Raw genomic sequence first — 23,995 nt, forward strand, 5'->3', positions numbered from 1 at the left:
TTCTCTGCATGCCGGTTCAACATAGGTTGCCAATGGATGTCTGGCTCCCGCGCGAAGATTGTCGCTATAGTCGATGACGACCGTAAATTTCGCGTCGCGTTGGAGGACATGCTTGCCTCCGCTGGCATATACGGCGAGCTGTATGCTTCAGGCGAAGATTTCATGTCCAGCAAGGGCTATCTCACGTGCGACTGCATTCTCAGCGATCTCCGGATGCCGGGAATGTCTGGAATCGAACTCCTCCGACGACTGAGGGAAGGTGGGATCGAGCAACCAGTGATCCTAATGACATCCTATCCAGACCCGGATGCTGCGTCTGTCGCTTTCGAACTGGGAGCCTGTGCATTTCTCAGCAAGCCCTTAGATAGCAGTGAATTGCTCAATCTGCTGAGGCCACCATGACCAAGGCGAGCCACCCACCGTTTACAACGGTCCACATCATTGATGACGACCTGAGAATTCGAACGTCGCTGGTCGATTTCTTCGCATCGATTGGCCTGCTGGCTACGGCTTATGCAAGGGCGAGCGACTTCATGGAGCAGGCCGACTTGTCGGGCCCCGGGTGTGTCATTCTGGATGTCCGGATGCCTGGAATGACTGGTCTGGAGCTTCAGGAAAAGCTGTCTGCCCTGGAATGCCCCTTGCCGATCATATTCATGACTGGGGACGCTTCTGTGGAGGCGAGCGTTTTGGCCATGAAGGCCGGCGCGTTTGACTTCATATTGAAACCATTGGAGCTCGAAACCCTTGCTGAACGCACGGGTTTCGCGCTTTCCCGCAATGCTGAGATGCGGTCTAAATATCTGGCGCGGTTCCGCGCGCAATCGGTCGTAGATACTCTTACGCCCCGTGAGTCTGAGGTATTTGCCCTTGTTTCGAAAGGCCTGCCCAACAAAGCGATAGCACGGGAGATGAACATCAGCGAGATAATGGTCAAGCTTCACCGTAGCCGCATGATGAAGAAGCTTCAGGCCAGATCGATCGTGGACGTCGTGCGTACCTTCGATGAAATCAACACCGCCCAGGCCAACTAGCTGCTATCATTTGCCGGCAGGCCACGATTGGCAAACCAACGTATATCGTCCGCGACCGCTACGTTGGTGTTAGACTGCTGCGCAACGTAGCCGGAACAAGTTCTGGCAGACAAGCACTCCGGCCGGGAGGTGTACCATGGCAGTTTTGAGTTCCAAAGCGGAAGCAACGGTGGAACCCATTGTCTATATCGTTGATGACGACGATCGGATGAGGGAATCGCTTCTCGACCTTTTTATGGCCACTCACAAGGAGGTATCCGCGTTTGCCAGTGGCGCTGAGTTCCTCGAAGCGGCGGACACGGGGCGACCGGGCTGCATAGTCCTCGACCTTCAAATGCCAAACAGCAGCGGCCTAGCGATACAAAAAGAACTGGCAACCTCCGGAAGCCGAATGCCTGTCATATTCCTGACGGGACACGCCGATGTTCCGTCCAGCGTCACCGCCCTGAAGGCAGGGGCGGTGGATTTCATTTTGAAGCCGTTCGCTCCTCGGAACTTGCTCGAAGCGGTGGACAAGGCAATCGAGCTAGATGACGAGCGTCATCGCGTGCTGAACGAACATAATAGGTTGTACGCACTCGCGGACACGCTTACGCGACGGGAGCGTGAGGTGATGTTCCTCATTGTAAGCGGCCTTATGAACAAGCAGGTGGCCTACGAACTCGGTATTTGCGAAATGACCGTCAAGCTGCACAGGATGAACGTCATGAGGAAGATGGAAAGCCGGTCGCTCGCCGATCTCGTCCGCAAAGTCCAAAAACTCCATGACGGCCACGAGATGACAACGGTGTAGTCCTCTAATTTACACGGGTTTGATGACGGGGTAGGGTGCCGACCGACAATAAACGCGGTTGGGGAACCGCCGAATATGGGCGAAGTTTCAGGCAATGCCGCCATATCCCGCGATCCTGCCTCTCTGGTGATCGGCGCGACAGCCGCCCAGATTATCGGCGGTCTCGTCCCTCAAATGTCGCCATTTGTTGTCGCTGGATTGATCGACGGTCTTTCGCTGCCGGAGCGCGATGCTGGTTTTATTGCCTCCGTCGAACTGTTGTCTCTCGCGACTGCCGCGATCCTGATCGCACCGTTCTTATCGCGGTTTTCCTACAAACGGGCCAGCCTGTTCGCGATTATTGTGACCCTTTCTGCGCAAGGCGCATCGATCTTTGTCGCTGGGTGGAGCGGGCTATTGCTTTTGCGGGGATTGGCAGGAACCGGGGAGGGAGTCCTCTACGCGATTTCGCTCAGTATCGTAGCTTCTCACTCGCAGAACCCTGAAAAGATTTTCGGCTACTTCCAACTTGTCTGGGCGATAGGAAGCATTGCGCTTTTCAGCATCGGCGGTGAAGTCACCGCCGCATTCGCGCATCGAGGTATATTCACTCTCCTTGCGGCAACATCCCTGGCATTCACACCACTTCTTTTGCTCGTTCCCAACGTCCGCGCGGTGAGGGACGGCAACACGATCGTTGCCATCAACAACCGGATGCTCGGAGTTTTGCTTCTTGCCGCAATCGTCCTGTACGTGGCCGTTTCCGCCGGGCTATTCGCCTTTAGCGGACCACTGGGCGAACGGGTCGGCCTTGATACCAGCGCGGTCGGATACGTACTGACTGCGTCCACACTCGTTGGTCTGGTGGGAGCGGGTACGGCCACGGTGCTGAACGTCCGCTGGGGAAGGGCAACTCCAATCACGGGCTTCTGCGTTGGTTACATCCTCGTCGTGCTGGCGCTCTGCCTCTGGCCCGACCCGTGGGCATACAGGATAGCGGTCATTGCATCGGCCGTCCTTTACTACTTTTCGCTGCCGTATCTATTCGGCCTGGCTGCTGCGCTCGATTCCAGCGGACGGTGGGCGGCGGCGGCAGGTGCTGCAAATCTCCTCGGGTTTGCAGCAGGTCCCGTTTTTGCGGGCGTAGTGATCGGGGCTTCCGGCTATGCGAGCTTGGCGGCGGTTTCCAGCGCGATGATCGCTGCAGCCTGGGTCCTGGCCATGTACGTTATAGGCCGTGGGTACAATGGTCGGAGCCTTCGCGAGCGCGTGCCAGAATCGACGGCCTAGACTTGTTCAGCCGGAAGCCCGATCGGCAAAGTGAACGCGACGGTCGCACCCACCGTCTCGTTGTTTTTCACCCAAAGATGGCCCCCGTGGGATTCGACCATTGAGCGGCAAATCGGAAGGCCCATCCCCATCCCCGCGCTCTTCGTCGTGAAGAACGGCTCGAAAACGCGGTCAGGATCGCTAAATCCACTCCCGGAATCCTCAACGGAGATGACAACGGTATTGGGACCATCCCGATCTGTTTTTATCCTCAACTTCCTCAAGGGGTTCGTGCTGTCCATCGCCTGAATTCCGTTCCGGATCAGGTTCACCAAAATCTGTTGCACTTGGATGTGATCGACCAGAACCTGTGGGAGCGCTGGATCGAGTTCGGTATCGATCCGGGTGGTCGTCGCGGCAATTTCGTCCGACATGAGGCTCAAGACCTCGTTGATCAGTTGGTTTATGTCCTCAACTGTTCGCGCCTGGGGCTTGTGCTGGAAGAGGGCGCGGATTCGAGCGATGACATCCGTGACCGCTCCAACGTCCTCGGATATACGTTCCGCAGCACGCCTGCCCCTCTCGACGTTCGGTGGGTCGGCCGACAGCCATCGCGAGCATGCCTCGGAGTCAGCGGCGATCGCTGCAAGCGGCTGATTGATTTCGTGGGCGATAGACGCCGAAAGCTGTGACAGGTTGGCCGCTTGCGTTGCCTGCGCCAGCTTTTCCGCCGATCGTCGCAGCGCCGCCGTCGCCTGTACCTGGTCCTCGATGTCGTGGCATAGGCCGAACCATTGGACGATATTGCCGTCCTGATCCCGCAAGGGTTCGGCTCGACCTGACATCCATCGATAAGCGCCGTCCGCGCGAAGTAGACGATACCTCATTGAGAATCTGTCCCCGGATGCCAGGCACCGGGTAAGCTCGACACCAACGGCCTCGACGTCATCCGGATGGAAAATGGTGTCCATAACGGACTCGAGCGAGCTCACGTTCGACACATCAAGGCCAAGAAAATCGGCCATGCGCTTGTTGACCAGGGTTGTCGTTCCATCAGGCGTCAACCGCCACAAATGGCTTGGGACCATATCGACGAGCAAGGATAGCTCGAGCGTACGCGCCTTCAGTTCCGCTTTTTGATCCTCCATGTCGACGTTCTGACCGTGCCATGCCGTTATCCGGTGGTATGTGTCCCAAGATGGCCGCCCCTCGATACGAAACCATCGATACTCGCCGTCTGCTCCTCGTAAGCGGTGCTCGCCCTTGAAAATTTCGCCTGTGTGCAGCGAATGTCGCCACTTGGCAGCTGCGGCGTCATGATCGTCGGGATGGACCCGCCACAGCCAGTCAGACTCTTCTGTCAAAGAGCCGACGCCGAAGTATTCTCGCATGCTCGGATTGATGTACGTGAACCGCCCCCCCGAGTCCGTCGACCACAAATGGCCAGGCAGCGCGTCCACTAGGTCACGCGCCAGCGCCGCAAAGTCGCGGTCGCTTCCCGATTGATCAACCTTCGACAGCGCCTTGCCTTCAGACATTGGCTCCTCCGGTCAAAAAACACTAAAGCCCACCTTTCGCTCGGTTTGGCGATCAGGCGGCTTGTTGAAGGGATGGCGCATTATACGCTGAAGAAGCCGATCTTCAAGTTACAGTAGTGCGCTATCTTTCCAGACAAAAGCTTCCATCGGGCAGGGCTTTGGGTTTCTTCAGGTTAGGTGTCGAAGCGCTCACAGGACCCCAAACTTCAGTTTACTTGTTGGCTGCGCTCCCACGCCTTACGAAGGTTTCCAATCGGTCGCTCAAAGCGGCTGAAATCGAAGCGCAATGGCGCTCCGGTAGCCAGAACCCGAGCAAGGCCACGGAGATGAACGCAAATTCCACACACTTGATCTCCCCAAATACCGAAGCCGACGGGCTCGATATATCGGGCTTCCTCGCGGAAATAGCATTGGAGGTCGAAATGACGCTGGGAGAGGATATCGTCCTGGACATCGAGGTCCCCTCAACCATCCCTCGCGTGACGGTCTTCGCGACGCAGTCATCCAACTGCTCGCGAACTCTCGCGAAGCCTTGCCAGAAGGAGGTTCGATCTCGCTCGCAGTGGCTGCGACGCGCCATGCCCCCCTCTCGGAGGTCGTAGAACTTCGAATTGTCGACAACGGCATAGGGATGGACCGCGAAACACTCCGGCGCGCCAGCGACGCGTTCTTCACGACGAAATCCACTGGCCTCGGCGGTTTCGGGCTGACGATCGTCGGCCACTTTGCCCAAGAGATCGGAGGAAATCTCCATCTGCAGAGCGAGATTGGCATCGGCACGCGCGCAACTCTGGTCCTTCCGCTGCGAAGCCGTGATGAAAAACTGGCTCTGTGAGAACGGAGAAGATTGGTCACAAGGAGGACTTTATGGAAACGTCGAAGAAGACCGTGAATTTCGGAGTTCCTTGGGAAATGACCTATGGCTACTGCCAAGCGGTCCAAGTCAAGGATGTGGTTTACCTTTCTGGGCAGCTCAGCCACGACAGCGAGGGAAATCTCGTCGCTCCTGCTGAGCTGGACGCATCTGGGCGTCCTGTGAATTTCTCGAGTATGGAAGCCCAGATGCGGCAAACCTACGCCAACGCCGTGGCGCTCCTGGAAAAATTCGGAGCTACGCTTGATGACGTGGTCGAGGAGACCTTGTTCGCTCTCGACGTCGACGCTGCCTTCGCGGTAGCAGGAAAAGTCCGGAAGGAAGTGTACAATACAGAGCTGCCTCGGTGCGCGAGTAACTTGATCGGAATTTCCCGTCTCGCCTTCCCGGAGCAGCTCATCGAAATCACGTTTCGAGCGGTTTTGGCATCGGCGTAACGAAAATCGGGGTCAATTAGTGCGCTCCACCTGCGGAGAGCCGGCCTGGTTTCTTCAGCAGGAGGGACGCTAGCAATGCAACGACGAGCGCCGCTCCCATCAGAAAGAACGTATCGCTGAACGCCATGATGTTTGCCTGCTGCCGGACCTTGAGGGCAATGGTCACGATAGCCTTGTGCGTCGCAGCGGCTTGGTCGCTGACGCCGTGGTTCATGTAGTAGGCCGCCAGCTTGGCAATACGGTTACGGGATGACTCGTCGAAAGCGCTGATGGAGTTCGTCAGGATGTTGGAATGGAACTGCTCTCGCTTGGTGAGGAATGTTTGCAACGACGCTATTCCGACCGCACCGCCGAGGTTGCGCATCATGTTGAACAGGGAGGATGCCGACCCGGCGTTTTGCTCTTCGATCCCCGCGGTGGCGACTGCCGACAACGGGGTAAAAACAAGAGCCTGGCCGACGGCACGGACGACGTTCGGCCAGAACAGCTGGTCGCTCGCATAGTCTGCCGTCATGTAGACGTTCATGAAGTTCGAGGCCGCAAACAGCGCGAAGCCGAAGACGATCAGAAGGCGGACGTCAAAAACCTTCATCAGTCGCGGAACGAGCGGTATCAGAAGAAGCTGTGGGATGCCTGTCCAGGCAAGCACCGCTCCAATCTGCTGCGAATTGTAACCCTGCACGCGGGAAAGGTAGATCGGCAGGATGAAGGCCGATCCAAAAAGCGCCATTCCAAGCAGAAAATTCGCGACGATCCCGAACCCGAAGTTTCTCCTGGCGAGAAGCCGGAGATTGAGCAATGGGTGCTTGCTTCTAAACTCAATGACGAGAAATAGCGTCAGCGCGATTGCCGCGACAATCGACAGCCGCACGATGAAGTTGGAGCCGAACCAATCTTCCTTGTTTCCTTCTTCGAGCACGGTCTGGAGGGCGGCGAGACCAATGGCCATTGTGACGATCCCGAGCCAATCGCCCTTTGCCAATAGGCAGAGGTCCATGGGCGCGCGATCGAGCGATGCCCAAAGCATGCCGACCATGATCACTCCGGGGACCAGGTTAACGTAGAAGATGAATTCCCAACCGTAGTTCTCGGTCAGGTAGCCGCCGATGGTTGGTCCTATGGCCGGCGCGAAGGTGGCTGAAAGCGCGAAAAGCGCCAACCCCGTCGGCTGCTTGGGTTTGGGAAGAAGGGTGATGATAATCGTGAAGGCCATTGGGATAAGCGCTCCGCCGGAAAAACCCTGGACGGCCCGCAACGCGATCATCTGCTGGAGATTGGTCGCGAATGCACATGCGACTGAGAAGACGAGGAAGAGGATCGCGCTGGCGAGAAGGTAGTTGCGGACGGAGAACACGCGCGCAAGCCAGGCGCTCAACGGAATGACGACGATCTCGGCGATCAGATAAGAGGTGGATATCCATCCGCCGTCGTCCTTTCCCGCACCGATCGCCCCCTGGATGTCGGCCAGCGACGCGTTGACGATCTGGATGTTCAGAACAGCCATGAACGCGCCGAGTGTCGAGGCGACGACGGCACACCAGACCCGCAACGTATCTTCGGCCTGTTTTGGAATTGCAATTTGACGGTTGCTGTTCGCGGAAATAAGAAGAGTAGCCATGACATGCCTCTCCGTAGTTACGAACGTGCGGGTGAGCTTCGTTTTCGATATTGCTATGGCGCTTCCGGCGCGTAGGCGTCTTTCGTGTCGATTTCCGGCTCCACCGACATGCCTGACCGCAGCGTGGCGGAGAGGCGCTCGTCATCGATGAGGATTTTTACCGGAATGCGCTGAACGATCTTCGTAAAATTGCCCGTAGCGTTGTCGGGTGGGAGCAGGGAAAACTCCAGGCCGCTGGCGGGAGAGATACTATCGACGTGTCCCTTGATCTTGAGCTTGGGAAAGCTGTCCACCCTGATCTCGGCTTGTTGGCCAGGGTGCATATGCGTGAGCTGGGTCTCCTTGAAGTTCGCCACGATGTAAACCGCATGCAACGGGACGACCGCCATCAATTGCGTGCCTGAGGCCACGAACTGTCCAACCCGGACCGATCGTGCGCCGACCGTCCCGTCCACGGCTGCGACAATGCGGGTATAGGAGAGATTGACGGCTGCTTGATCGACGGCAGCCGTGGCCTTGTCGCGTTGAGCTACCGCCTGATCCCGCTGCGTTCTGAGGACCTGGACCCTGCTCTGGGCGGAAACGAGAGCAGCCTGATCCCGATCGACCGCTCCGGAAGCCTGGTCCAGGATGGATTTGCTTTGCTCCGCGCGCGATAGGGTCCCCGATCCGTTCGAGGTCAGCCGAGCATTCCTTGCCGCGTCGGACTTGGCGAAGTTGTAGGAGGCTTTCGATACGTCGACTGAGGCTTTCGCCTGCTCGATAACGGAAGCTTGCAGTTCGATCTGGGCGTCGAGATTGGCAATCGCAGCTTCAGCGCTCTGCAGGTCGGCTCGGGCGGAGTTGTGGGCGATTTGAAAGTCCCTGTCGTCGATCGTCGCAAGGACTCGACCGGCATTTACGAAATCGTTGTCGTTGACCAGAACATCCTTGATGTAACCCCCCACCTTGGGGGCGATGGTCGTGTAGTCCGCCTTAACATAGGCGTCATCTGTCGATTCGATGAACCGTCCCGTCGTCCAGTAGTCGTAGCCGAAGTGAGCGACATATCCCACCACCGCAATAGCGGCGATCGCGTATCCGCTCCTTTTGAGCAAGAGTTTCGGGGATCGGGTCCGTACCTTTGAGAGGGGCTCTGCCGTTTGAGGCGCCGCATCCTCGTTCTCCCGGCCAGTCTCTATGCTTTTGCCGAATGTTTCCTGTCTGGGCAACTCGACCATGGCCCTGTCCTTTCAACACTTAGGTTGGCAGGTCTGCTTGGCCGTCGGGCACGGTTTTACGCGCCCGGCGGCCGGATTCCTCTGTGTCAGGCCGCGGCTTGTGAGCGTTGCGCGTGCCACGTCCTGAAGTCGAGAGTTCCGAGCTTGGCGGTACCTAAAGGAACCAATGCCCGGTCATCGACCAGCGTGCCGAAATACCGCGCCTGAGGATCGACAAGAACCTTCCGACTATCGCCGATGGAAGCGAGATATTCGATTACGAAGTCGCTCATCGGTTTTTTCTCGGGTCCGGCGATTTCTATCGTTCGGTTCTCGGCGGTGGCGGTCGCCGCTTCCGCGACGAAGCCTGCAACCTCGTCGGCGGCTATCGGTTGGAACGCGCCATGCGACACGTGGACAGCTCCATCGACCGTGGCACTATCAGCGATACCTCCCAGAAATTCGAGAAACTGCGTCGACCGCACGATCGTATATGGAGCGCCATCCTTCTTGATAAGCGCTTCCTGTGCGAGTTTCGCCCTGAAGTAGCCGTTCTCCGGAGATCGCTCGATCCCGACGATGGAGAGCGCGACATGGTGGCGAACTCCGGCGGCACGCTCCGCCTTGAGCAGATTGGTCGTTGACGTCTCGAAGAACGAAAGCACGGCGCTCGGTTCCCAGGAGGGGGAGTTCGTGACGTCTATTACGACGTTTGCTCCAGCCAGCGCGCCGCCGAGACCTTCGCCCGTGAGAGAGTTGACTCCAGTGGACGGAGAGGACTGAACTACCTCGTGCCCACGCGTTCGCAGGCGCTCGGCAACTTTCGTCCCGATAAGGCCTGAGCCTCCGATGATGACGATTTTCATGGTTCCATACCTTGTTTGGGGGCGGCACATCAATGTTCGGATGTGGCCGCCGAAGTTCAGAGAAGAGCCGGCTTGAGAGAGCCGTACCGCCGCAACCCTAATCGGTAGCGCCATCCGGTATCGTGAGCTTCGTTTCATCAGTGTCGACAACGAAGAGCGCGAGAATTTTGGCGGGCTTCGTATCGCTGGCATTGGCGCTGACCTGGTGGTGGTCACCGGGGACTTCGATCCAGTTTTCACCGGTCTTGTAGATTGTCACCTTACCGTCGTTGAGCTGGCTCTTAATCTCGCCTTCGATGACCGTGGCGTAGATGAATGCGCTTTTGGCATGGGTATGCGACGGGTTATGGCCACCTGGCCCGTACTCGACGAGCACGCCGCGCATGCTCTTGCCTGGTACGTTGGGGAGGGGGTGGTCGAAGACCACGGAGACTTTGGCGTTGTGAGGTTTGTCCGCCGCGCCGGCCGGTACTGCAATCAGTGCCGAGCAAAACAAAAAGGTCGCGAGCTTTCGCATCATGCTTCTCCTTCGCTTTTGATCCTGCCTATGACCGGCTGGGATCGTATGCGACCTGCGAGGAAGAAAAATAGATATACCAAGGTTAGTAATCGGCCTGGCGCAAGGCCACTCGCCAAACGCCTGCCTTTGATGAAGCGAGTAGAAGGCTTTGGCAGGGAGTAGAGTCGGCGGAAAAAGCACTGCCAAGGAGGTCGCGTCGCAGCACCCCCAAACCTAAGCATACCTCGACCACATCTTGTCCCCGATCTAAGGTTCTGATCGCGACCTATGACCGACAGCTCTCAACAACCTTATCTGGAGCCTATCATGTCAACGGTAGATGCAAGACCCACCACCACGTCGATCCCTGGGCCTATACTCGGTAACCCTCAAGGCGAACTGGTCCCCTCGCGCTATGCAGTGCGCGTTGGCGACATCGACGTACTTGTGATCAGCGACGGCGTGCTGACGCCGCCGGCCGAGTCAATGGCCACCAACGCCGACCCGGCAACTCGGTCGGCCTGGCTGGACAACATGTTCTTGTCGAAAGAGGCCTTCGACTGGGCCTTAAATGCGGTCGTCGTGCACAGCGGCAGCCAGACGATACTGATAGACAGTGGTCTGGGGGAAGAGTATCCGGACTTCCCAAGGGCCGGCTTGTTTGTTCAGCGGCTGGAGGCGGCAGGCGTCGATCTCGCGGCGGTCACGGACGTAATCCTCACCCACATGCATTTCGACCACGTCGGCGGCTTGCTTGCTGACGGTGTCAAGGAACGGTTACGGCCGAACCTCAGGATTCATGTGTCTTCAGCGGAAGCCGAATTTTGGCAGTCGCCCGACTTCTCTCGGACCGCCATGCCACCGCCTCTTGTCGAACTCGCACGACGTGCATCTTTGGAATTCTTGCGCGAATACGGCAGCCATCTTCGAACATTCGTGGATGAGGCCAAGGTAGCGCCGGGCGTCACCGTCGCTCGCACGGGCGGCCATACCCCTGGACATAGTGTTGTACGCCTTGCGTCTGGCGGCGAGCGACTGATGTTCGCAGGCGACGCCATCTTCCCCGTTTCGTTCGATCATCCGGAATGGCACAACGGCTTCGAGCACGACCCAGAGGAAGCGACGCGAGTTCGCCTTCGTCTCATGCATGAACTCGCCGCCAATGGGTCTTGGTTGGTATCGACGCACTTGCCTTTCCCCTCCGTGGGGCGTGTGGCGGCTGCCGGCGATCTGTTTCGCTGGGTTCCGGTATGGTGGGATTTCTGAGTATCGCTTGCGGCCCGAAATGAGTTGTATCGGCGCAGTCTATTTTGATGCCTGACTTTCTCAGCAGGCGCTTCTAGGACGCCCGTTTCGGCCTTTGCTTGAAGCGGGCGTCGTCCATTGCTGCTCTGCCGATGGACGCTCCACCATCGACATTCAACATCTGCCCTATCATCATGCTAGCGTCGTCGGGCAACAGATATTCGATAGCCGAGGCGACTTCATCGGCTGTCCGAAGCGTCCCATAGGCACGCCCGACATAGCAGGCCTCGCCAGGGCCGCCAACAGGATTGTTTGCCCGGAACAGGTCGTTTTACGTGGGGTCGGCGTCGATAATCTGAGCTTCGCTCAATCTGATTTCTGCGGACCCGTCAATCGTCCAGTGCGATCCCAGGCAACGGTCCTTTTGCCGGACCATTCAAATTGCTCGTGCCCGGCACGGCGTGTTCCGCGGGCCAGTTGATAAACATAGCGGGTTCTCGATCTTAGCGCTAATCGAGAGCCGCCGCACCACGTGCATGGCGATGACCGCCTATGGCGTCATGCACTTTAGGTACTTGGTTTCAGATTGCGGAGACGCGCAGCCTCCGCATCGCTGAGGTGACCAACGCTGACGGGCAGGAGCCGCTCAAGTCCGGCGCGCATTTCATCCTGGTCGACGCTTCCTTTGTGGGTCGGATCCAACACGTTCCAATGCCTATCCACGACGGCCGCGTCGTAGGGCCGGTCGTTTGCCGCGGCGAGTTCTTTGTTGCTCTGGGCGTATTCCTCCTTCGAGACCCTGCCGTCTTCATTGGTGTCGGCTGCGAAGTTTGACTGTACCAGCCTTCGGTAAAAATCGTCCACCAACTGTGCGTCGGTCTTCAGCGCCGGAATCTTGGTGGGAGTAGACGAGGGTAGTTCAAATTTCTCATCGCTGACGGACGGGGAGTTTCCCGTTTGGCGGGCTAACACACTGTAAACCGAGCTGTGAAAATCGATTTTCATAGAAACCTCCTGGGCAAAAGCCAGGAGACCATGGTCGCAACGGCTTGCCTGAAACTGGTCGTTTTCTGGAATTCAGCCACTCTGTGACAGCTGCCATCGATTTCTCGATCCCGCAGTTCTTTCGGCATCCCGAGGCAACGCGTACGAACTTTTGGCTGCCCTCGAACGCCAGGCTGGCCGGGAGCCTTAGGAACGCCCGCTGGGGCATTCCAAAAGGCCATATCGCCCCGGGTGAGACGAGCACGTTGCCGCAAGTCGCGAAGCGTTCGAGGAGGCGGGAGCCAAAGGATTGAAAGCTTGAAGGCTCGTTCTCATGTCGAGGTTCACTCGCGGAAGTGTCCTCGCTGGCCATTGACCTCCCGAGAAAGGTGTGAGGAAACAACAAAGATTTCTGACCATTCTTCGGGATTCGCCCCGCAATCGAGGGCCGAGAACCGCCCGCCCTTGACCTCCGTGACGTGGTAGCCGGCCCTCCTCGTACGACAATATCAACGGCAAATTCGGCGCGGAGCCGACGTGGGACAGGAGTTGTCCCAAAGTGATGTCCAATGTCGTCGAAACCGTCTTGATGATCGAGTCCATATGCGCTACCCCTCTGATCAATGTTTCAAGGAATATTGAATTATGGAAGAACGTCAAGCCCTTATGTCTTTCGCGGCGCTGTCGCAAGAAACCCGCTTGGGCGTCGTACGCACGCTCGTGGTCGCCGGTCCGGATGGAATGGCGGCGGGTGCGATCGCCGAGAAGATGGGTGTCTCTCCGTCGAACATCTCGTTCCATCTCAAGGAACTCGAACGGGCCGGGCTGATCGACCAGCGGAGGGAGTCCCGATCGATCGTCTACAGCGCGAACTACGAGGCACTATCGGGGCTAGTCACGTTCCTTATGCACGACTGCTGCGCGGGACATCTGCGAGTACTTGGGGTTGGCGAAGGTGAGGGAGCCTGCTGCTCTACCGAGACGTCGGAAGAGAACCAAAATGCGTGATACGAAGAACGCGATTTCGCTCGCAACGATTTTCGCGCTCGGCCTGACCCAGATCATCGGCTACGGGACGCTCTACTATTCGTTTTCAATCCTCGCGCCCGGAATGGCGAAGGACCTCGGGATCACTCTCGAGCAGGTCTTCGGCGTGTTCTCGGTGTCGCTCCTCGTCGGTGGGCTTTCGGCCCCGATGATTGGAAAACAGATGGACGGGATCGGGGCGGCGACCGTGCTGACCGTCGGCTCGCTTTTCTCGGCACTGACGCTCGCCCTTTGCGCTTGGTCACCGTCGGTCGCCGTGTTCGCGCTCGCTATCGTCCTGCTAGAGGTATCCTCCGGGATGGTCCAGTACCAGGCTGCCTTCGCGGCGCTCGTCGAAAGCGATCCAAAGACGGCCTCCCGGAGCATCACCTATCTGACGCTCATCGGCGGCTTTGCCTCCACGATCTTCTGGCCGATCTCGGCGGCGCTGATGGGATATATGTCGTGGCGGGAAATCTACCTGGTGTTCGCAGCCCTCAATCTGGTCGTTTGCGTGCCCCTGCATTTCTGGATGATGCGGAAGGGTAAGGCGGCAAGCGCCAACGGAACCGCTCGCGAACGACAACGAGTGATCGGCGCAATCCCGCCGGAGGCCCGCCGGGGTGCGATGGTCGTCGTCTCGGCCGCCTTCGCGATCCTCGGGTTCACTCTGGCATCGATCCTCGCGCACATGGTTCCGATGCTCGGTGATCTCGGTCTTGGAGCGGCCGCGGTGGTCATCGGCTCGCTTTTCGGACCCGCCCAGGTTCTGAGCCGCCTGCTCAATATGATCTTCGGCACGCGCCTGTTGCCGCCCATGCTTGCGGTCATATCGGCTGCGCTCATGGTCGTCGGCATCTTGATCCTCGGCCTGAGTGGAAGCTGGCTGCCGGGAGCCGTCGCCTTCGCGATCTGCCTTGGTCTCGGCTCGGGGATCAATTCGATCGCACAGGGCAGCCTTCCGCTTTATCTGTTCGGCAGCGACGGCTACGGAGCGATCACGGGCAGGATGGCGGCCGCCCGCCTCGCATTGGGAGCTGCCGCGCCTTTCGCCTTTGCGATGGCTATGGAACTGCTTGGCATCAGTCTGTCATTGTTCGTCACGGCCGCGCTCGGGATGGTCGGCATGGCCGCATTCGTCAGCGTGGCGATGGCGACGAAACGTAGCGTTGTCGCCGCTGGCTGAGATCAGATCGACTTCAGCTGAACCCGCTGTTCGAGCTTGGCCGCGTCTTCCTTCCGCTCGCTGTAGCGGTCGGTGAGGTAGGACGAGGCGTCGCGAGTCAGCAAAGTGAACTTCACCAGTTCCTCGCAGACGTCGACGACACGGTCGTAGTAGGACGACGGCTTCATCCGCCCGTCGGCATCGAACTGCTGATATGCCTTGGCGACAGAAGACTGATTGGGGATCGTGATCATCCGCATCCAGCGGCCGAGGATGCGAAGCTGGCCGACGGCATTGAATGACTGCGAGCCGCCAGATACCTGCATTACCGCGAGCGTCTTTCCCTGCGTTGGCCGCACCGACCCGACGGCAAGGGGAATCCAGTCGATCTGGGACTTCATGACGCCGGTCATCGCGCCATGGCGCTCGGGGCTGACCCATACCTGGCCTTCGGACCATTCGGAAAGTTCACGAAGTTCCTGCACCTTGGGATGGCTGACGGGAGCTTCATCTGGCAGGGGGAGGCCCTTGGGATCGAACACCCGAACCTCGCATCCCATTCGCTCCAGCAGACGGCGTGCCTCGTGAGCGAGAAACCTGCTGTAGGAAACGTCACGGAGCGATCCGTAGAGGATCAGGATGCGCGGCTTGTGTGTCGGGAACCGCGGGCGGAGCGCTTCGAGGTCAGGCTGGCGAAGATGCCGCTCCTCGAGAGCGGGAAATTCCTCAGACAACGCGCTTCCCCTTCTCGTCGAGAACCTTCTCGCCGTCTTCCTTGGCGAAGGCACCTTTTTGAGTGTCCGGCAGGATATCGAGCACAGCTTCAGACGGCCGGCTCAACCTCGTGCCGAGCGGCGTGACGACGAACGGTCGGTTGATCAAGATCGGGTCCTTGAGCATGGCGTCGAGCAATTGGTCGTCGGTCAACGAAGGATCGTCGAGACCAAGTTCTTCGTAGGGCGTTCCCTTCTCACGGATCGCCTGACGCACGGTGAGGCCCGCGTCAGCGATCATTTTCACCAGTTCGGCTCGTGACGGCGGCGTCTTGAGGTATTCGATTACACTCGGCTCGATGCCCGCATTGCGGATCATTTCGAGCGTGTTCCGCGACGTCCCGCATGTGGGGTTGTGGTAGATTATGACATCCATGTTCATGTCCTTTCGGTTGCGGCGTTTTTGGAAACGGCGGGCGCGGCCTCGTACCAGCCCTTGGTACGGTTCACGATCCAGACGACCGACAGCATCACGGGAACCTCGATGAGGACGCCGACGACGGTCGCGAGCGCCGCTCCGGACTGGAAGCCGAACACGCTGATGGCGGCGGCGACCGCGAGCTCGAAGAAATTGCTTGCCCCAATGAGGGCTGACGGCCCGGCGACGCAATGCTGTTCGCCCGATATCCGGTTCAGCAGGTAGGCCAGTGCGGAGTTGAAGTAGACCTGGATCAGGATCGGCACCGCGAGCAAGCCGATGACGGCGGGCTGCGCGATGATTTGCTCGCCCTGGAACCCGAAGAGCAGGATCAAGGTGGCAAGGAGGGAAAGAAGCGAAAGGGGCTGCAGCCTTGCCAGCAAACTGTTCAGGGATCGCGTCGTGCCATCAGCAGTCAGGCGCTTGCGAACCATCTGGGAGATGGCGACCGGGATGAGGATATAGAGGACCACCGATATCGCCAGAGTATCCCAGGGGACCGTGATCGCCGAGAGGCCCAATAGCAGTCCGACGATCGGTGCGAAAGCGACGATCATGATGGCGTCATTGAGGGCTACCTGTGACAGGGTGAAGTGGGGCTCGCCCTTCGTGAGATTCGACCACACGAACACCATGGCGGTGCACGGCGCGGCCGCCAGAATGATCAGACCAGCAATGTATGAGTCAATCTGGTCGGCCGGGAGCAGTGGGCGGAAAAGCCATCCGACGAACAGCCAGCCGAGCAGTGCCATCGAGAAGGGCTTGACGGCCCAGTTGACGAAGAGCGTCACACCGATCCCGCGCCAATAGCTGCCGACCTTCGCCAGCGAGCCGAAGTCGATCTTCAGCAGCATCGGGATGACCATCAGCCAGATCAGCACGGCGACCGGGATGTTCACGTTGGCGACTTCGGCCGCGCCGATGCCATGGAACACGCCAGGCATGACATGGCCGAGCGCGATTCCAACCACGATGCAGAGGAAGACCCAGACGGTCAGATATCGTTCGAAGGTGGACATATCACTCGGCCTTTGCGGATTTGACAGAAGCGCCCTCAAGCGAACCGATGTGGCGGACATGCTGCTCGAGCGCCATGCGGTCGATCGAGGCGAGCGGAAGATTGATGAAGGCGGAGATGCGGTTCTTGAGGAAGCGCGCAGCCAGCGCGAAGGCGCGCTGGATTTCGACCTCGGTCCCGATGGCGGCCGCAGGGTCCTCGACGCCCCAGTGCGCCGTCATCGGGTGGCCGATCCAGACCGGGCAGGCTTCACCAGCGGCGCTGTCGCAGACGGTGAAGATGAAGTCCATCTCAGGCGCTCCGGGTTTAGCGAAGACGTCCCAGCTTTCCGATGAGAAACCCGTCGAGGGATAGCCGAGGGCGTCCAGCTCCTTGAGCGCATGCGGGTTCACTTCGCCCTTGGGCTGACTGCCGGCGGAGAATGCCCTGAAGCGACCAGCGCCTTCCTTGTTGAGGATGGACTCAGCGAGGATTGAGCGTGCGGAATTGCCCGTGCACAGGAAGAGCACGTTGTAAGTCTTGTCGGTCATGGTCGTGTTCCGTGGTTAGGTCGCAGGCCGCCTGGTCAGTTTCATGATCGTCGCCGATGCGGGACAGATGCCCGACAGCTGGCGGGTGGAAAGAATTGTCTGCGGCACCTGATCGCGTGCGACGACCTGGAAGCCGACGCGCTCGAAGAAGGATGCGGCGCTCGTGGTGACGAGATAGACCTCAGACGCCATGGGTATTCGGGCTAGTGTCATTTCTGTGAGATGCCGCCCGTATCCACGCGATCTGAATTCCGGCACGATCACCACGGATCGCAGAAGGACGGCTTCATCTGAGGCCGCTTCGATACCTGCATAGCCAAGGACCTGGTTTTCGTCGTCGACGAGCCGGAAGTACGCTCTGTCGGGTCCATCGACATCGTCTATCGGTAGCCCGGCAGCGGCCAGCGCCGTCTTCAACTGCTCGGCCGCCCATATGGGGGCGAGCGTCAGTTCATACATGGCCCGGACTCCGGGGAGCAACATGGCGTCAGATCGGCGATGAGAGGAGCGCAAAGCTCAGCGTTTCCACCGCAGCAGTCCATAAGTAGGAACAACGTGAGCGCCCGGAAACCCTCGAGGTCCGCCCGGTAGATAATAGAGCGGCTTTGCCTCTCGCTTTTCACGATGCCAGCACGCGACAGGGTGGCGAGATGCGCGGACATGGTATTCTGCGGCACGTCCAAAATGCGAGCCAGTTCTCCCGCGGGGATGCCATCTGGCTCCGCCCTCACAAGCAGGCGGAAAGTTTCGAGCCTTGTCGTCTGGGCGAGGGCAGCCAGCGCCGCGATAGCGTCCTTAGGTTCCATACATCCAGAATAATGGATATAATTTGTCTGTCAACGGGTGAATGACCGACGACGTGGCGCCGGTGGTTGAGGACGAACTATGCCATCCGCTTCACGCGGAGCCTCCACCCATGAGGCGAGGATTGGACAGCGACGCCGTTGTCGTCTTCATCCATCTGAAGGGTCGCGACGATCCAATCCGGCGGCATGATCCCCGGCAGGTCCTCTGAACGCAGGAATTCGATCAAGGCATCGACGGCATCAAGACCACCCCGCGGTTCCCGCCCGTCGCGCTCCAGTGTCCAGAGGTACCGCATGGTTATCCTGATTTCCGTCGTGCGAGCCTGCATAGCGGCTTCAGTCGTCGCTTCAAGCGGCGCGATTGGTATTCGTTATTTCGAGGGAACTACTGGAGTCGTAGCGAGTTCCTGCTGCGAACATTGATCAAGGAGGACATGCAATGGCAAAGACGCAAACATCTCGAAGCCATGCACAGGATCGCGCCCGCGTCGCCGGCGGCCAGGACCACGAGGTAACATACGAGGCAAAGAAGGAAGGCGTCTCCAACGATACCGTCAAGGAAGCGGTCAGGAATGCTGGCAATTCCCGGAAGAAAGTTGAAGCCGAAATCGGCCGTCACTGACTTCTACCAGTATGTCCTAACAGCCGTGCCTTTCGGCGGTATCTCAGGACAAAGCTAAGACTGACCACAGCATCATGTCGCAGGCTGTCAGGGAATGGTATCGATATTACAAAGTCGAGTGGGACGATCAGGCGTCGTCGTTTCCGTGCGACGCAGCTATCAACCTTCACAATCGTGGCTGCCGATCCCTAGACATGGCCAATCCCCCTCGGCTGGCGAAGCTCTCTCGATGAAGTTGCACATGATAATTTCAGCCCCGCGGGTTGCGGTGCGATTTCCCGCGGGCCTAATTTGTTGTAGGTCGTGATCAGACCGGACGTACGTTCTCGGCCTTGGATTTTCCGGTCTTGCGATCTTGACCCAGCTCGTAGCTGACATTCTGGCCATCGCGTAGCGATCCGCCCTGGACGGCAGAGATATGCACGAAGACGTCCGGGCCACCATTGACTGGCGTTATGAAGCCGAAGCCCTTGTCCTGATTGAAAAACTTTACAGTTCCGTTAGCCACGTACTTCTCCGATAGTTTAGATTCTTCCAGGTGAAGTGATAGACCTAAGGGGCAGCGCAGGCAAGTAAGGGTGCCAACTAACCCTGGACAGAAAGCGGAAAAGTGCTGGAAATACTACCTCCTCCCTCTCGGTGGCGCTCCCCTAGCGGCCGTGAAGCCCCGATTGGAACCAATGCGGGAATATCTAAGAACACCTGCGCGGGTCGAAGTCGTACGGGGTCGGGAGATTTGCTTCCTCGGAGCAGGTTGGGCCACTTTGCCGGATTGGGTCCGTGAATTCTACGAGCGTGGCCATATGGTTATCGCCACGGCTGCTGTTACGGTATTCAACGCGACTGAAGCTCTTAGGGCGCGGCCCAGCGATTTCATCGTCCGCAGCCAGGATGGTGTCCTTTCAGTTTACGCCGCGGCGGCTTTTCACCGGGATTTCCTGCCAGCGCACGCAACTGAACTTCATAAACTTCACGCGGCATAGTGCGTCGGATTTTGCGTGGAGCCGTGCCTCTTCTCGCGAGTTCTGCCGAACATTTCTCTGGTCGGTGCGTACCACTCGATTGCTGCAATGAAAGCCAAAGCTGCCAACCGTCCTGCCTCCCCTTTGAGGCTCGTACATTGAAGCACGTCGTTCCGCGCCGGCCGGTCGACGTGCGGCCGCTATGTCCGACCTACGACGAAGAGGCGGGGCCCGCGTCTCAGACCTCTGACTACCTCTCCGGACTGCAGCTATTCCGTGGGCAGAACGATGCGGATCAGGGCCTCCCGGTCCTAGCCCCCGGGGGGCGTGAGGCATTGCAAATCCCGCTACCGGGAACGAACCGTTCTACAAGCGGGCCAGAATATGAGCGTTTCGTCACCGCGGTTCGCGCTCGCGGCTATCGTTTTCCACAGCCGGAATCGCACTATCCGGGACATGCTCCTCTACCGTCGCAACCGGTTACCTCAAACGACGTGGACGTTAGTAATTAAAGTAATTATTTGGTAACCACAAAGCTCGACACGGAAAGCATACGAACACCAAATCACCTAGTTTCCGCCTCGCTTCAATGAATGAAGAGGTGATGAAACATGTTGAATACCGGCGGTGTTGCCGAGAGTATGGCTACGGATAAGTCCATTGGCGACGAGGAGATCCTAGTTGCGATCGATCACTTGAATAATGCAGTTCGAGCATCCAGCGATGCCGGTAGCCCGATTTCGCCAGATGTTCTTCGCGTCAAGCGCATCCTCGAAGAGGTCGCCACACAACGCAACCTGCTTGCCTAGCACTTCACGAATTTGAGCCCGCCATCGGCGAAGGTGGCGGGCTATGATTGCGTCGACGAGATACCGACAAACTACGCAGCTTGCATTCGGGCGGCTCACTTGCATGGGAAAACTTCGGTAGTCGCAATATTCGGCTGGCAATAAAGCGTCCGCGCCCGCTGCTTGATCCTGTTGTCATGATGGCGCAGGACATGACCTATCTCGAAAAGTGCAAGAGTATGGATATGGGCAAGAGGGGCACGTCATCCAGTGGCGGCTCGAAGATGGATATGTCGTTGGTCGGCAACATGAAGATGGACCGATCAACATGGAAAGCTTTGTCGACGCTTGTCGACGCTGCGCCGAGAACTGCGAAATGATGCCGACGGGAGGCCCAGGAGGCCGGCCTATCCGTTATTGGCCATTGCGTGGGGATGCGAAGTGTTTCAAAGCCTCTGACGTCATTTTCGACACGCACAACCCTGCATATGCTTTCGCCGGGAACGAGCCGAGCCAGCTGCCAATCGGGCTGCGGGAATACGAGTATTGAATTTTGACGATCACCCGGGAGCCTTCTCTGATCGGCTTTATGACGAAATCCATGTGGTAGTTGTCGATGACCAGCAGTTTCGGACGGCCGAGCGTCTGCCATGATTTTCGCCACGGCGGTTGCCGTTCGGTGACGATCTCTTCAACGAACACGTCCATGCCGAGGACCCTGCCTCGCATCTTCACGATGGAGCCGACAACTTGCCCGTTCCCATGATCGACCTCGTATTCCATGGAAGCCCCCAGCATCATCAGCGAGGGCTTCTGCATATGGGCCCCGACAACGGTTGGATCATCGAGGAACGCGAAGACCTGCTGGGGCGGAGCCAGCAGGTCGATGGTGCTTATCGCAGAGTCCTCGTACGTCATCACGCGCCGTCCTTGTGGTCATGACCTCCATGACCACCGTGTCCATGCAACAGGTGCATCAGCGGACATGCCAAAAGAAGAAGGTATGGGGCGATGCCAAGCGCGTGCGGCCAATGCTCCCGGAGCATGAAGAACACGACGATAATGCCAAGTGATGCCGCCATCAAAATCCAGGTGCGCGAATTCATAGTCCGATACTCCTGAGTCTGAGGGAATTGCCGACGACGCTCACGGACGACAGGGTCATGGCGGCGGCGGCGATGATGGGGGAGAGGAGGATTCCGAAGACGGGATAGAGAGCGCCCGCCGCTATCGGTACGCCAGCAGCGTTGTAGATGAAGGCGAAGAACAGGTTCTGCCGGATGTTACGCATCGTCGCCCGGCTAAGCTGCCTTGCCCTGACAATGCCTTGTAGATCGCCCTTCAGCAGGGTTACGCCCGCACTTTCGATAGCGACATCCGTTCCGGTTCCCATGGCAATTCCGACGTCGGCCGCCGCAAGTGCAGGTGCATCATTAACGCCGTCGCCAGCCATGGCAACGATGCGGCCTTCGCCCCTCAGCCGCGAGACGATCTTGCTCTTGTCTTCTGGAAGGACTTCCGCCTCCACCGAGGTGATGCCGAGCTTGCGAGCAACTGCTGCCGCCGTCGTCTTGTTGTCGCCGGTCAGCATGACAACTTCGACGCCTTCTTCCATCAGCGCCTTCACGGCCTGCGGTGTCGTGGCCTTGATCGGATCAGCGATGGCAAAGAGACCGGCCAGCGAGCCATCGATTGCCAGGAAGATGACGGTTGCGCCTTCGTCTCGGAGTTCCTCCGCTTGAGCCGTCATTGGCAGGACGTCGACGTTAGCGTCGGCCATGATCCTGTGGCTTCCCAGGATAAGCTTTTTTCCTGAAACATTCCCCGTCACGCCTTTGCCGACCGGACTGTCGAAGTCTTGCGCGTCTTGGAGAGGGAGATTCTGATCTTGAGCAGCGACGACGATAGCATGGGCAAGCGGATGCTCGCTCGACCGTTCCAGGCTGGCGGCCAACTGCAGGACGTCATCAGCCGCCACGCCGTCGCGAGGAATGATGGCTGTCACTTTCGGACGCCCCTCGGTGAGGGTCCCGGTCTTGTCGACCACGAGGGTGTTAATCTTTTCAATCCGTTCCAGTGCCTCGGCGTTCTTGATGAGAACCCCGAGCCTTGCGCCGCGACCGACGCCGACCATGATCGACATCGGTGTCGCCAGCCCCAAAGCGCATGGGCACGCAATGATCAGGACAGCGACGGCTGCGACCAACCCATGGGCAAATCGCGGCTCCGGACCTATCAGCAGCCATGCGACAAAGGCGATGACCGCAATGACGATAACGACCGGTACGAACCAGCCCGACACCTGGTCGGCGAGCCGCTGGATCGGCGCACGAGAGCGCTGTGCCTCGGCGACCATCCGCACGATCTGGGACAGCATCGTGTCACGGCCGACCTTTCCGGCCTCCATGACGAAACCGCCGGTCTGATTCATAGTGCCGCCGATCAGCTTCGAGCCGACTTCCTTGGAGACAGGCATGGACTCGCCTGTGATCATCGACTCGTCGACCGAGCTTCTACCTTCGAGAAGGATGCCATCGACCGGTACCTTCTCGCCGGGGCGAACACGAAGCCGGACCCCGACCACAATGACATCGAGGCCGACATCTTCGTCGGAGCCATCCGGTTTCACGCGTCGCGCCATCTTCGGAGCGAGATCGAGCAGGGCCCGGATCGCGCCGCCCGTTTGCTCGCGGGCTCGAAGCTCAAGAACCTGACCCAACAACACGAGGACCGTGATGACTGCTGCCGCCTCAAAGTAGACCGCAACCGCGCCTTCGTTTGAGCGAACCGTTTCCGGAAAGATTTCCGGGAACACGGTCGCGACCGCGCTATAAATCCAGGCGACCCCGGTTCCCATGGCGATCAGGGTAAACATGTTGAGGTGACGACTGACCAGTGACTGCCACCCCCGTTGAAAGAACGGCCAGCCAGCCCAGAGCACGACAGGGGTGGCCAAAACCATCTGCACCCAGTTCGACGTCTGAGCGCCGAGAAGCATGTGCAGGTTCGTGAGGTGGCCGCCCATCTCCAGCGCCAGGACTGGCAGAGAAAGCACCAGGCCGATCCAGAACCGTCGTAGCATATCGATCAGCTCGGCGCTGGGCCCGGTCTCTTCTGTCACGATTTCGGGTTCAAGGGTCATGCCGCAGATTGGACAGTTACCCGGGCCGGGCTGCCGTATCTGGGGATGCATGGGACAGGTATAGATGACCGGCTCGCCGGTTATCGTAGGCGGTGGCGATGCCGCCATATGTTCATGGTCGTGATGATGTACCGTTGTCACGAGACACTCCGTGTTTTCCGTTGCCAGCTCGCGCGGCCGCGCAATGGCCACGCTCGTCAGGTCAGGCAGCGGTACGGGGCGGTCCCAGCGATGGTGGGAAAATGACACCGGTCAGGTGATCGACTGGTTGCCGGTAGGCGACGTCAATGAAACTCGGAACGTGATGGACTTCTGGCGCAACGGCCTCTGCGACAAACACCAGACACTGCAAGGCACAGCATTGGCCAGGGACAGCGTGCGGTTTTGAATCGTCGCAATCTTCGTGAGAA

At 58.7% G+C, this 23,995-nt stretch carries 29 protein-coding genes; 12 read left to right on the forward strand and 17 right to left on the reverse strand.

Annotated features, from left to right (window positions below; genetic code table 11):
- Positions 1 to 36 precede the first annotated feature (36 nt).
- The 4 genes from FHT76_RS41555 (at position 37) to FHT76_RS37460 (ending at position 3,096) form a co-directional block, all read left to right on the forward strand.
- Entirely contained in the window at positions 37 to 402 is a 366-nt protein-coding gene (locus tag FHT76_RS41555) for a response regulator transcription factor (RefSeq protein WP_405049531.1), read from the forward strand.
- Entirely contained in the window at positions 399 to 1,034 is a 636-nt protein-coding gene (locus FHT76_RS37450; RefSeq protein ID WP_259131667.1) for a response regulator transcription factor, read from the forward strand. Before FHT76_RS41555 ends, FHT76_RS37450 begins: the two co-directional genes overlap by 4 nt.
- A 136-nt stretch (positions 1,035 to 1,170) precedes the next feature.
- Positions 1,171 to 1,827 carry a response regulator transcription factor gene (locus FHT76_RS37455; RefSeq protein ID WP_183864879.1) on the forward strand — a complete coding sequence of 219 codons (657 nt, stop codon included), beginning with the start codon at positions 1,171 to 1,173 and terminating at the stop codon, positions 1,825 to 1,827.
- A 75-nt stretch (positions 1,828 to 1,902) separates the two neighbouring features.
- The gene (locus tag FHT76_RS37460; RefSeq protein ID WP_183864880.1) at positions 1,903 to 3,096 is read left to right on the forward strand and encodes an MFS transporter; all 1,194 of its coding nucleotides are present in this window, start codon (positions 1,903 to 1,905) and stop codon (positions 3,094 to 3,096) included.
- Here FHT76_RS37460 and FHT76_RS37465 read toward each other — a convergent pair.
- Complete coding sequence (locus FHT76_RS37465) at positions 3,093 to 4,613, reverse strand: PAS domain-containing sensor histidine kinase (RefSeq protein ID WP_183864881.1); 1,521 nt, start codon at positions 4,611 to 4,613, stop codon at positions 3,093 to 3,095. The two genes, FHT76_RS37460 and FHT76_RS37465, sit on opposite strands and share 4 nt — an antisense overlap.
- Positions 4,614 to 5,022: 409 nt before the next feature.
- On the opposite strand from FHT76_RS37465, the gene FHT76_RS37470 reads away from it, so the two are divergent.
- Together FHT76_RS37470 and FHT76_RS37475 are read left to right on the forward strand one after the other, a co-directional pair.
- Positions 5,023 to 5,448, forward strand: a complete 426-nt coding sequence (locus tag FHT76_RS37470; protein WP_259131701.1) for an ATP-binding protein — start codon at positions 5,023 to 5,025, stop codon at positions 5,446 to 5,448.
- Between the two features lie 32 nt (positions 5,449 to 5,480).
- Positions 5,481 to 5,924 (forward strand): RidA family protein, encoded by a 444-nt coding sequence (locus FHT76_RS37475; RefSeq protein ID WP_183864882.1) that lies wholly within the window; start codon positions 5,481 to 5,483, stop codon positions 5,922 to 5,924.
- Between the two features lie 16 nt (positions 5,925 to 5,940).
- Here the strand turns inward: FHT76_RS37475 and FHT76_RS37480 are convergent, their stop codons facing one another.
- The 4 genes from FHT76_RS37480 to FHT76_RS37495 form a co-directional block, all read right to left on the reverse strand.
- Entirely contained in the window at positions 5,941 to 7,542 is a 1,602-nt protein-coding gene (locus FHT76_RS37480; protein ID WP_183864883.1) for a DHA2 family efflux MFS transporter permease subunit, read from the reverse strand.
- A 53-nt stretch (positions 7,543 to 7,595) separates the two neighbouring features.
- Entirely contained in the window at positions 7,596 to 8,762 is a 1,167-nt protein-coding gene (locus tag FHT76_RS37485) for an HlyD family secretion protein (protein WP_183864884.1), read from the reverse strand.
- An 86-nt stretch (positions 8,763 to 8,848) separates the two neighbouring features.
- Positions 8,849 to 9,607 carry an SDR family oxidoreductase gene (locus tag FHT76_RS37490; protein WP_259186587.1) on the reverse strand — a complete coding sequence of 253 codons (759 nt, stop codon included), beginning with the start codon at positions 9,605 to 9,607 and terminating at the stop codon, positions 8,849 to 8,851.
- Between the two features lie 97 nt (positions 9,608 to 9,704).
- On the reverse strand, positions 9,705 to 10,124 hold the full coding sequence (locus tag FHT76_RS37495) for a cupin domain-containing protein (RefSeq protein ID WP_259186598.1): 420 nt from the start codon (positions 10,122 to 10,124) through the stop codon (positions 9,705 to 9,707).
- Positions 10,125 to 10,433: 309 nt separating this feature from the next.
- On the opposite strand from FHT76_RS37495, the gene FHT76_RS37500 reads away from it, so the two are divergent.
- Complete coding sequence (locus FHT76_RS37500; protein ID WP_183864886.1) at positions 10,434 to 11,372, forward strand: MBL fold metallo-hydrolase; 939 nt, start codon at positions 10,434 to 10,436, stop codon at positions 11,370 to 11,372.
- 546 nt (positions 11,373 to 11,918) lie between these two features.
- Here the strand turns inward: FHT76_RS37500 and FHT76_RS37505 are convergent.
- Positions 11,919 to 12,356: an EF-hand domain-containing protein gene (locus FHT76_RS37505; RefSeq protein WP_183864887.1), complete on the reverse strand. Its 438-nt coding sequence runs from the start codon at positions 12,354 to 12,356 to the stop codon at positions 11,919 to 11,921.
- 624 nt (positions 12,357 to 12,980) lie between these two features.
- Between FHT76_RS37505 and FHT76_RS37515 the strand changes: the two genes are divergently transcribed.
- Both FHT76_RS37515 and arsK read left to right on the forward strand, forming a co-directional pair.
- Positions 12,981 to 13,343 carry a helix-turn-helix transcriptional regulator gene (locus tag FHT76_RS37515; RefSeq protein WP_183864888.1) on the forward strand — a complete coding sequence of 121 codons (363 nt, stop codon included), beginning with the start codon at positions 12,981 to 12,983 and terminating at the stop codon, positions 13,341 to 13,343.
- Complete coding sequence (arsK, locus tag FHT76_RS37520; protein ID WP_259186590.1) at positions 13,336 to 14,547, forward strand: arsenite efflux MFS transporter ArsK; 1,212 nt, start codon at positions 13,336 to 13,338, stop codon at positions 14,545 to 14,547. The genes FHT76_RS37515 and arsK overlap by 8 nt, the downstream gene beginning before the upstream one ends.
- Before the next feature lie 2 nt (positions 14,548 to 14,549).
- Here the strand turns inward: arsK and arsH are convergent, their stop codons facing one another.
- The 7 genes from arsH to FHT76_RS37555 all read right to left on the reverse strand — a co-directional run bounded on the left by arsH (position 14,550) and on the right by FHT76_RS37555 (position 18,400).
- Positions 14,550 to 15,260, reverse strand: a complete 711-nt coding sequence (gene arsH, locus FHT76_RS37525) for an arsenical resistance protein ArsH (protein WP_183864890.1) — start codon at positions 15,258 to 15,260, stop codon at positions 14,550 to 14,552.
- Positions 15,253 to 15,681, reverse strand: a complete 429-nt coding sequence (arsC, locus tag FHT76_RS37530; RefSeq protein ID WP_183864891.1) for an arsenate reductase (glutaredoxin) — start codon at positions 15,679 to 15,681, stop codon at positions 15,253 to 15,255. The genes arsH and arsC overlap by 8 nt, the downstream gene beginning before the upstream one ends.
- Positions 15,678 to 16,736, reverse strand: a complete 1,059-nt coding sequence (gene arsB, locus FHT76_RS37535) for an ACR3 family arsenite efflux transporter (protein ID WP_183864892.1) — start codon at positions 16,734 to 16,736, stop codon at positions 15,678 to 15,680. The genes arsC and arsB overlap by 4 nt, the downstream gene beginning before the upstream one ends.
- A 1-nt stretch (position 16,737) precedes the next feature.
- Positions 16,738 to 17,265: an arsenate reductase ArsC gene (locus tag FHT76_RS37540; RefSeq protein ID WP_183864893.1), complete on the reverse strand. Its 528-nt coding sequence runs from the start codon at positions 17,263 to 17,265 to the stop codon at positions 16,738 to 16,740.
- A gap of 15 nt (positions 17,266 to 17,280) precedes the next feature.
- Positions 17,281 to 17,724, reverse strand: coding sequence for an arsenic resistance N-acetyltransferase ArsN2 (gene arsN2, locus FHT76_RS37545; RefSeq protein ID WP_259131677.1), 444 nt, complete (start codon positions 17,722 to 17,724; stop codon positions 17,281 to 17,283).
- Entirely contained in the window at positions 17,712 to 18,071 is a 360-nt protein-coding gene (locus FHT76_RS37550; protein ID WP_183758281.1) for a helix-turn-helix transcriptional regulator, read from the reverse strand. The genes arsN2 and FHT76_RS37550 overlap by 13 nt, the downstream gene beginning before the upstream one ends.
- Before the next feature lie 77 nt (positions 18,072 to 18,148).
- Positions 18,149 to 18,400, reverse strand: a complete 252-nt coding sequence (locus FHT76_RS37555; RefSeq protein ID WP_210296796.1) for a hypothetical protein — start codon at positions 18,398 to 18,400, stop codon at positions 18,149 to 18,151.
- Positions 18,401 to 18,510: 110 nt separating this feature from the next.
- Between FHT76_RS37555 and FHT76_RS37560 the strand changes: the two genes are divergently transcribed.
- Entirely contained in the window at positions 18,511 to 18,693 is a 183-nt protein-coding gene (locus FHT76_RS37560) for a DUF3606 domain-containing protein (RefSeq protein WP_183758283.1), read from the forward strand.
- Between the two features lie 307 nt (positions 18,694 to 19,000).
- Here FHT76_RS37560 and FHT76_RS37565 read toward each other — a convergent pair whose 3' ends face one another.
- Positions 19,001 to 19,201: a cold-shock protein gene (locus FHT76_RS37565; RefSeq protein ID WP_183758285.1), complete on the reverse strand. Its 201-nt coding sequence runs from the start codon at positions 19,199 to 19,201 to the stop codon at positions 19,001 to 19,003.
- Between the two features lie 1,065 nt (positions 19,202 to 20,266).
- Here FHT76_RS37565 and FHT76_RS37570 point away from each other — a divergent pair.
- Positions 20,267 to 20,464 (forward strand): hypothetical protein, encoded by a 198-nt coding sequence (locus FHT76_RS37570; RefSeq protein WP_183864895.1) that lies wholly within the window; start codon positions 20,267 to 20,269, stop codon positions 20,462 to 20,464.
- A 393-nt stretch (positions 20,465 to 20,857) separates the two neighbouring features.
- Here FHT76_RS37570 and FHT76_RS37575 read toward each other — a convergent pair whose 3' ends face one another.
- The 3 genes from FHT76_RS37575 to FHT76_RS37585 are packed head-to-tail and all read right to left on the reverse strand — an operon-like array spanning position 20,858 to position 23,693.
- The gene (locus FHT76_RS37575) at positions 20,858 to 21,361 is read right to left on the reverse strand and encodes an SRPBCC family protein (protein WP_183864896.1); all 504 of its coding nucleotides are present in this window, start codon (positions 21,359 to 21,361) and stop codon (positions 20,858 to 20,860) included.
- Positions 21,361 to 21,549, reverse strand: coding sequence for a DUF2933 domain-containing protein (locus FHT76_RS37580; RefSeq protein WP_183864897.1), 189 nt, complete (start codon positions 21,547 to 21,549; stop codon positions 21,361 to 21,363). The genes FHT76_RS37575 and FHT76_RS37580 overlap by 1 nt, the downstream gene beginning before the upstream one ends.
- Complete coding sequence (locus FHT76_RS37585; protein WP_259186600.1) at positions 21,546 to 23,693, reverse strand: copper-translocating P-type ATPase; 2,148 nt, start codon at positions 23,691 to 23,693, stop codon at positions 21,546 to 21,548. Before FHT76_RS37585 ends, FHT76_RS37580 begins: the two co-directional genes overlap by 4 nt.
- Positions 23,694 to 23,736: 43 nt before the next feature.
- Here FHT76_RS37585 and FHT76_RS37590 point away from each other — a divergent pair, with 43 nt between their 5' ends.
- A complete protein-coding gene (locus FHT76_RS37590; protein ID WP_259186594.1) occupies positions 23,737 to 23,973 on the forward strand; it encodes a hypothetical protein in 237 nt (78 codons plus the stop codon).
- Positions 23,974 to 23,995 lie beyond the last annotated feature (22 nt).

Source organism: Rhizobium sp. BK176 (genome assembly GCF_024808055.1).

Coding starts and splice junctions, on each gene's coding strand:
- arsK (WP_259186590.1), top strand. CDS start 13,336: ATGCGTGATACGAAGAACGCGATTTCGCTCGCAACGATTTTCGCGCTC.
- FHT76_RS37560 (WP_183758283.1), top strand. CDS start 18,511: ATGGCAAAGACGCAAACATCTCGAAGCCATGCACAGGATCGCGCCCGC.
- FHT76_RS37455 (WP_183864879.1), top strand. CDS start 1,171: ATGGCAGTTTTGAGTTCCAAAGCGGAAGCAACGGTGGAACCCATTGTC.
- FHT76_RS37480 (WP_183864883.1), bottom strand. CDS start 7,542: ATGGCTACTCTTCTTATTTCCGCGAACAGCAACCGTCAAATTGCAATT.
- arsN2 (WP_259131677.1), bottom strand. CDS start 17,724: ATGTATGAACTGACGCTCGCCCCCATATGGGCGGCCGAGCAGTTGAAG.
- FHT76_RS37460 (WP_183864880.1), top strand. CDS start 1,903: ATGGGCGAAGTTTCAGGCAATGCCGCCATATCCCGCGATCCTGCCTCT.
- FHT76_RS37485 (WP_183864884.1), bottom strand. CDS start 8,762: ATGGTCGAGTTGCCCAGACAGGAAACATTCGGCAAAAGCATAGAGACT.
- arsB (WP_183864892.1), bottom strand. CDS start 16,736: ATGTCCACCTTCGAACGATATCTGACCGTCTGGGTCTTCCTCTGCATC.
- FHT76_RS37575 (WP_183864896.1), bottom strand. CDS start 21,361: ATGACGTACGAGGACTCTGCGATAAGCACCATCGACCTGCTGGCTCCG.
- FHT76_RS37450 (WP_259131667.1), top strand. CDS start 399: ATGACCAAGGCGAGCCACCCACCGTTTACAACGGTCCACATCATTGAT.
- FHT76_RS37580 (WP_183864897.1), bottom strand. CDS start 21,549: ATGAATTCGCGCACCTGGATTTTGATGGCGGCATCACTTGGCATTATC.
- FHT76_RS37505 (WP_183864887.1), bottom strand. CDS start 12,356: ATGAAAATCGATTTTCACAGCTCGGTTTACAGTGTGTTAGCCCGCCAA.
- FHT76_RS37555 (WP_210296796.1), bottom strand. CDS start 18,400: ATGCAGGCTCGCACGACGGAAATCAGGATAACCATGCGGTACCTCTGG.
- FHT76_RS37500 (WP_183864886.1), top strand. CDS start 10,434: ATGTCAACGGTAGATGCAAGACCCACCACCACGTCGATCCCTGGGCCT.
- FHT76_RS37465 (WP_183864881.1), bottom strand. CDS start 4,613: ATGTCTGAAGGCAAGGCGCTGTCGAAGGTTGATCAATCGGGAAGCGAC.
- FHT76_RS37495 (WP_259186598.1), bottom strand. CDS start 10,124: ATGCGAAAGCTCGCGACCTTTTTGTTTTGCTCGGCACTGATTGCAGTA.
- FHT76_RS37515 (WP_183864888.1), top strand. CDS start 12,981: ATGGAAGAACGTCAAGCCCTTATGTCTTTCGCGGCGCTGTCGCAAGAA.
- FHT76_RS41555 (WP_405049531.1), top strand. CDS start 37: ATGTCTGGCTCCCGCGCGAAGATTGTCGCTATAGTCGATGACGACCGT.
- FHT76_RS37490 (WP_259186587.1), bottom strand. CDS start 9,607: ATGAAAATCGTCATCATCGGAGGCTCAGGCCTTATCGGGACGAAAGTT.
- FHT76_RS37585 (WP_259186600.1), bottom strand. CDS start 23,693: ATGGCGGCATCGCCACCGCCTACGATAACCGGCGAGCCGGTCATCTAT.
- arsC (WP_183864891.1), bottom strand. CDS start 15,681: ATGAACATGGATGTCATAATCTACCACAACCCCACATGCGGGACGTCG.
- FHT76_RS37550 (WP_183758281.1), bottom strand. CDS start 18,071: ATGGAACCTAAGGACGCTATCGCGGCGCTGGCTGCCCTCGCCCAGACG.
- FHT76_RS37475 (WP_183864882.1), top strand. CDS start 5,481: ATGGAAACGTCGAAGAAGACCGTGAATTTCGGAGTTCCTTGGGAAATG.
- FHT76_RS37540 (WP_183864893.1), bottom strand. CDS start 17,265: ATGACCGACAAGACTTACAACGTGCTCTTCCTGTGCACGGGCAATTCC.
- FHT76_RS37570 (WP_183864895.1), top strand. CDS start 20,267: ATGTTGAATACCGGCGGTGTTGCCGAGAGTATGGCTACGGATAAGTCC.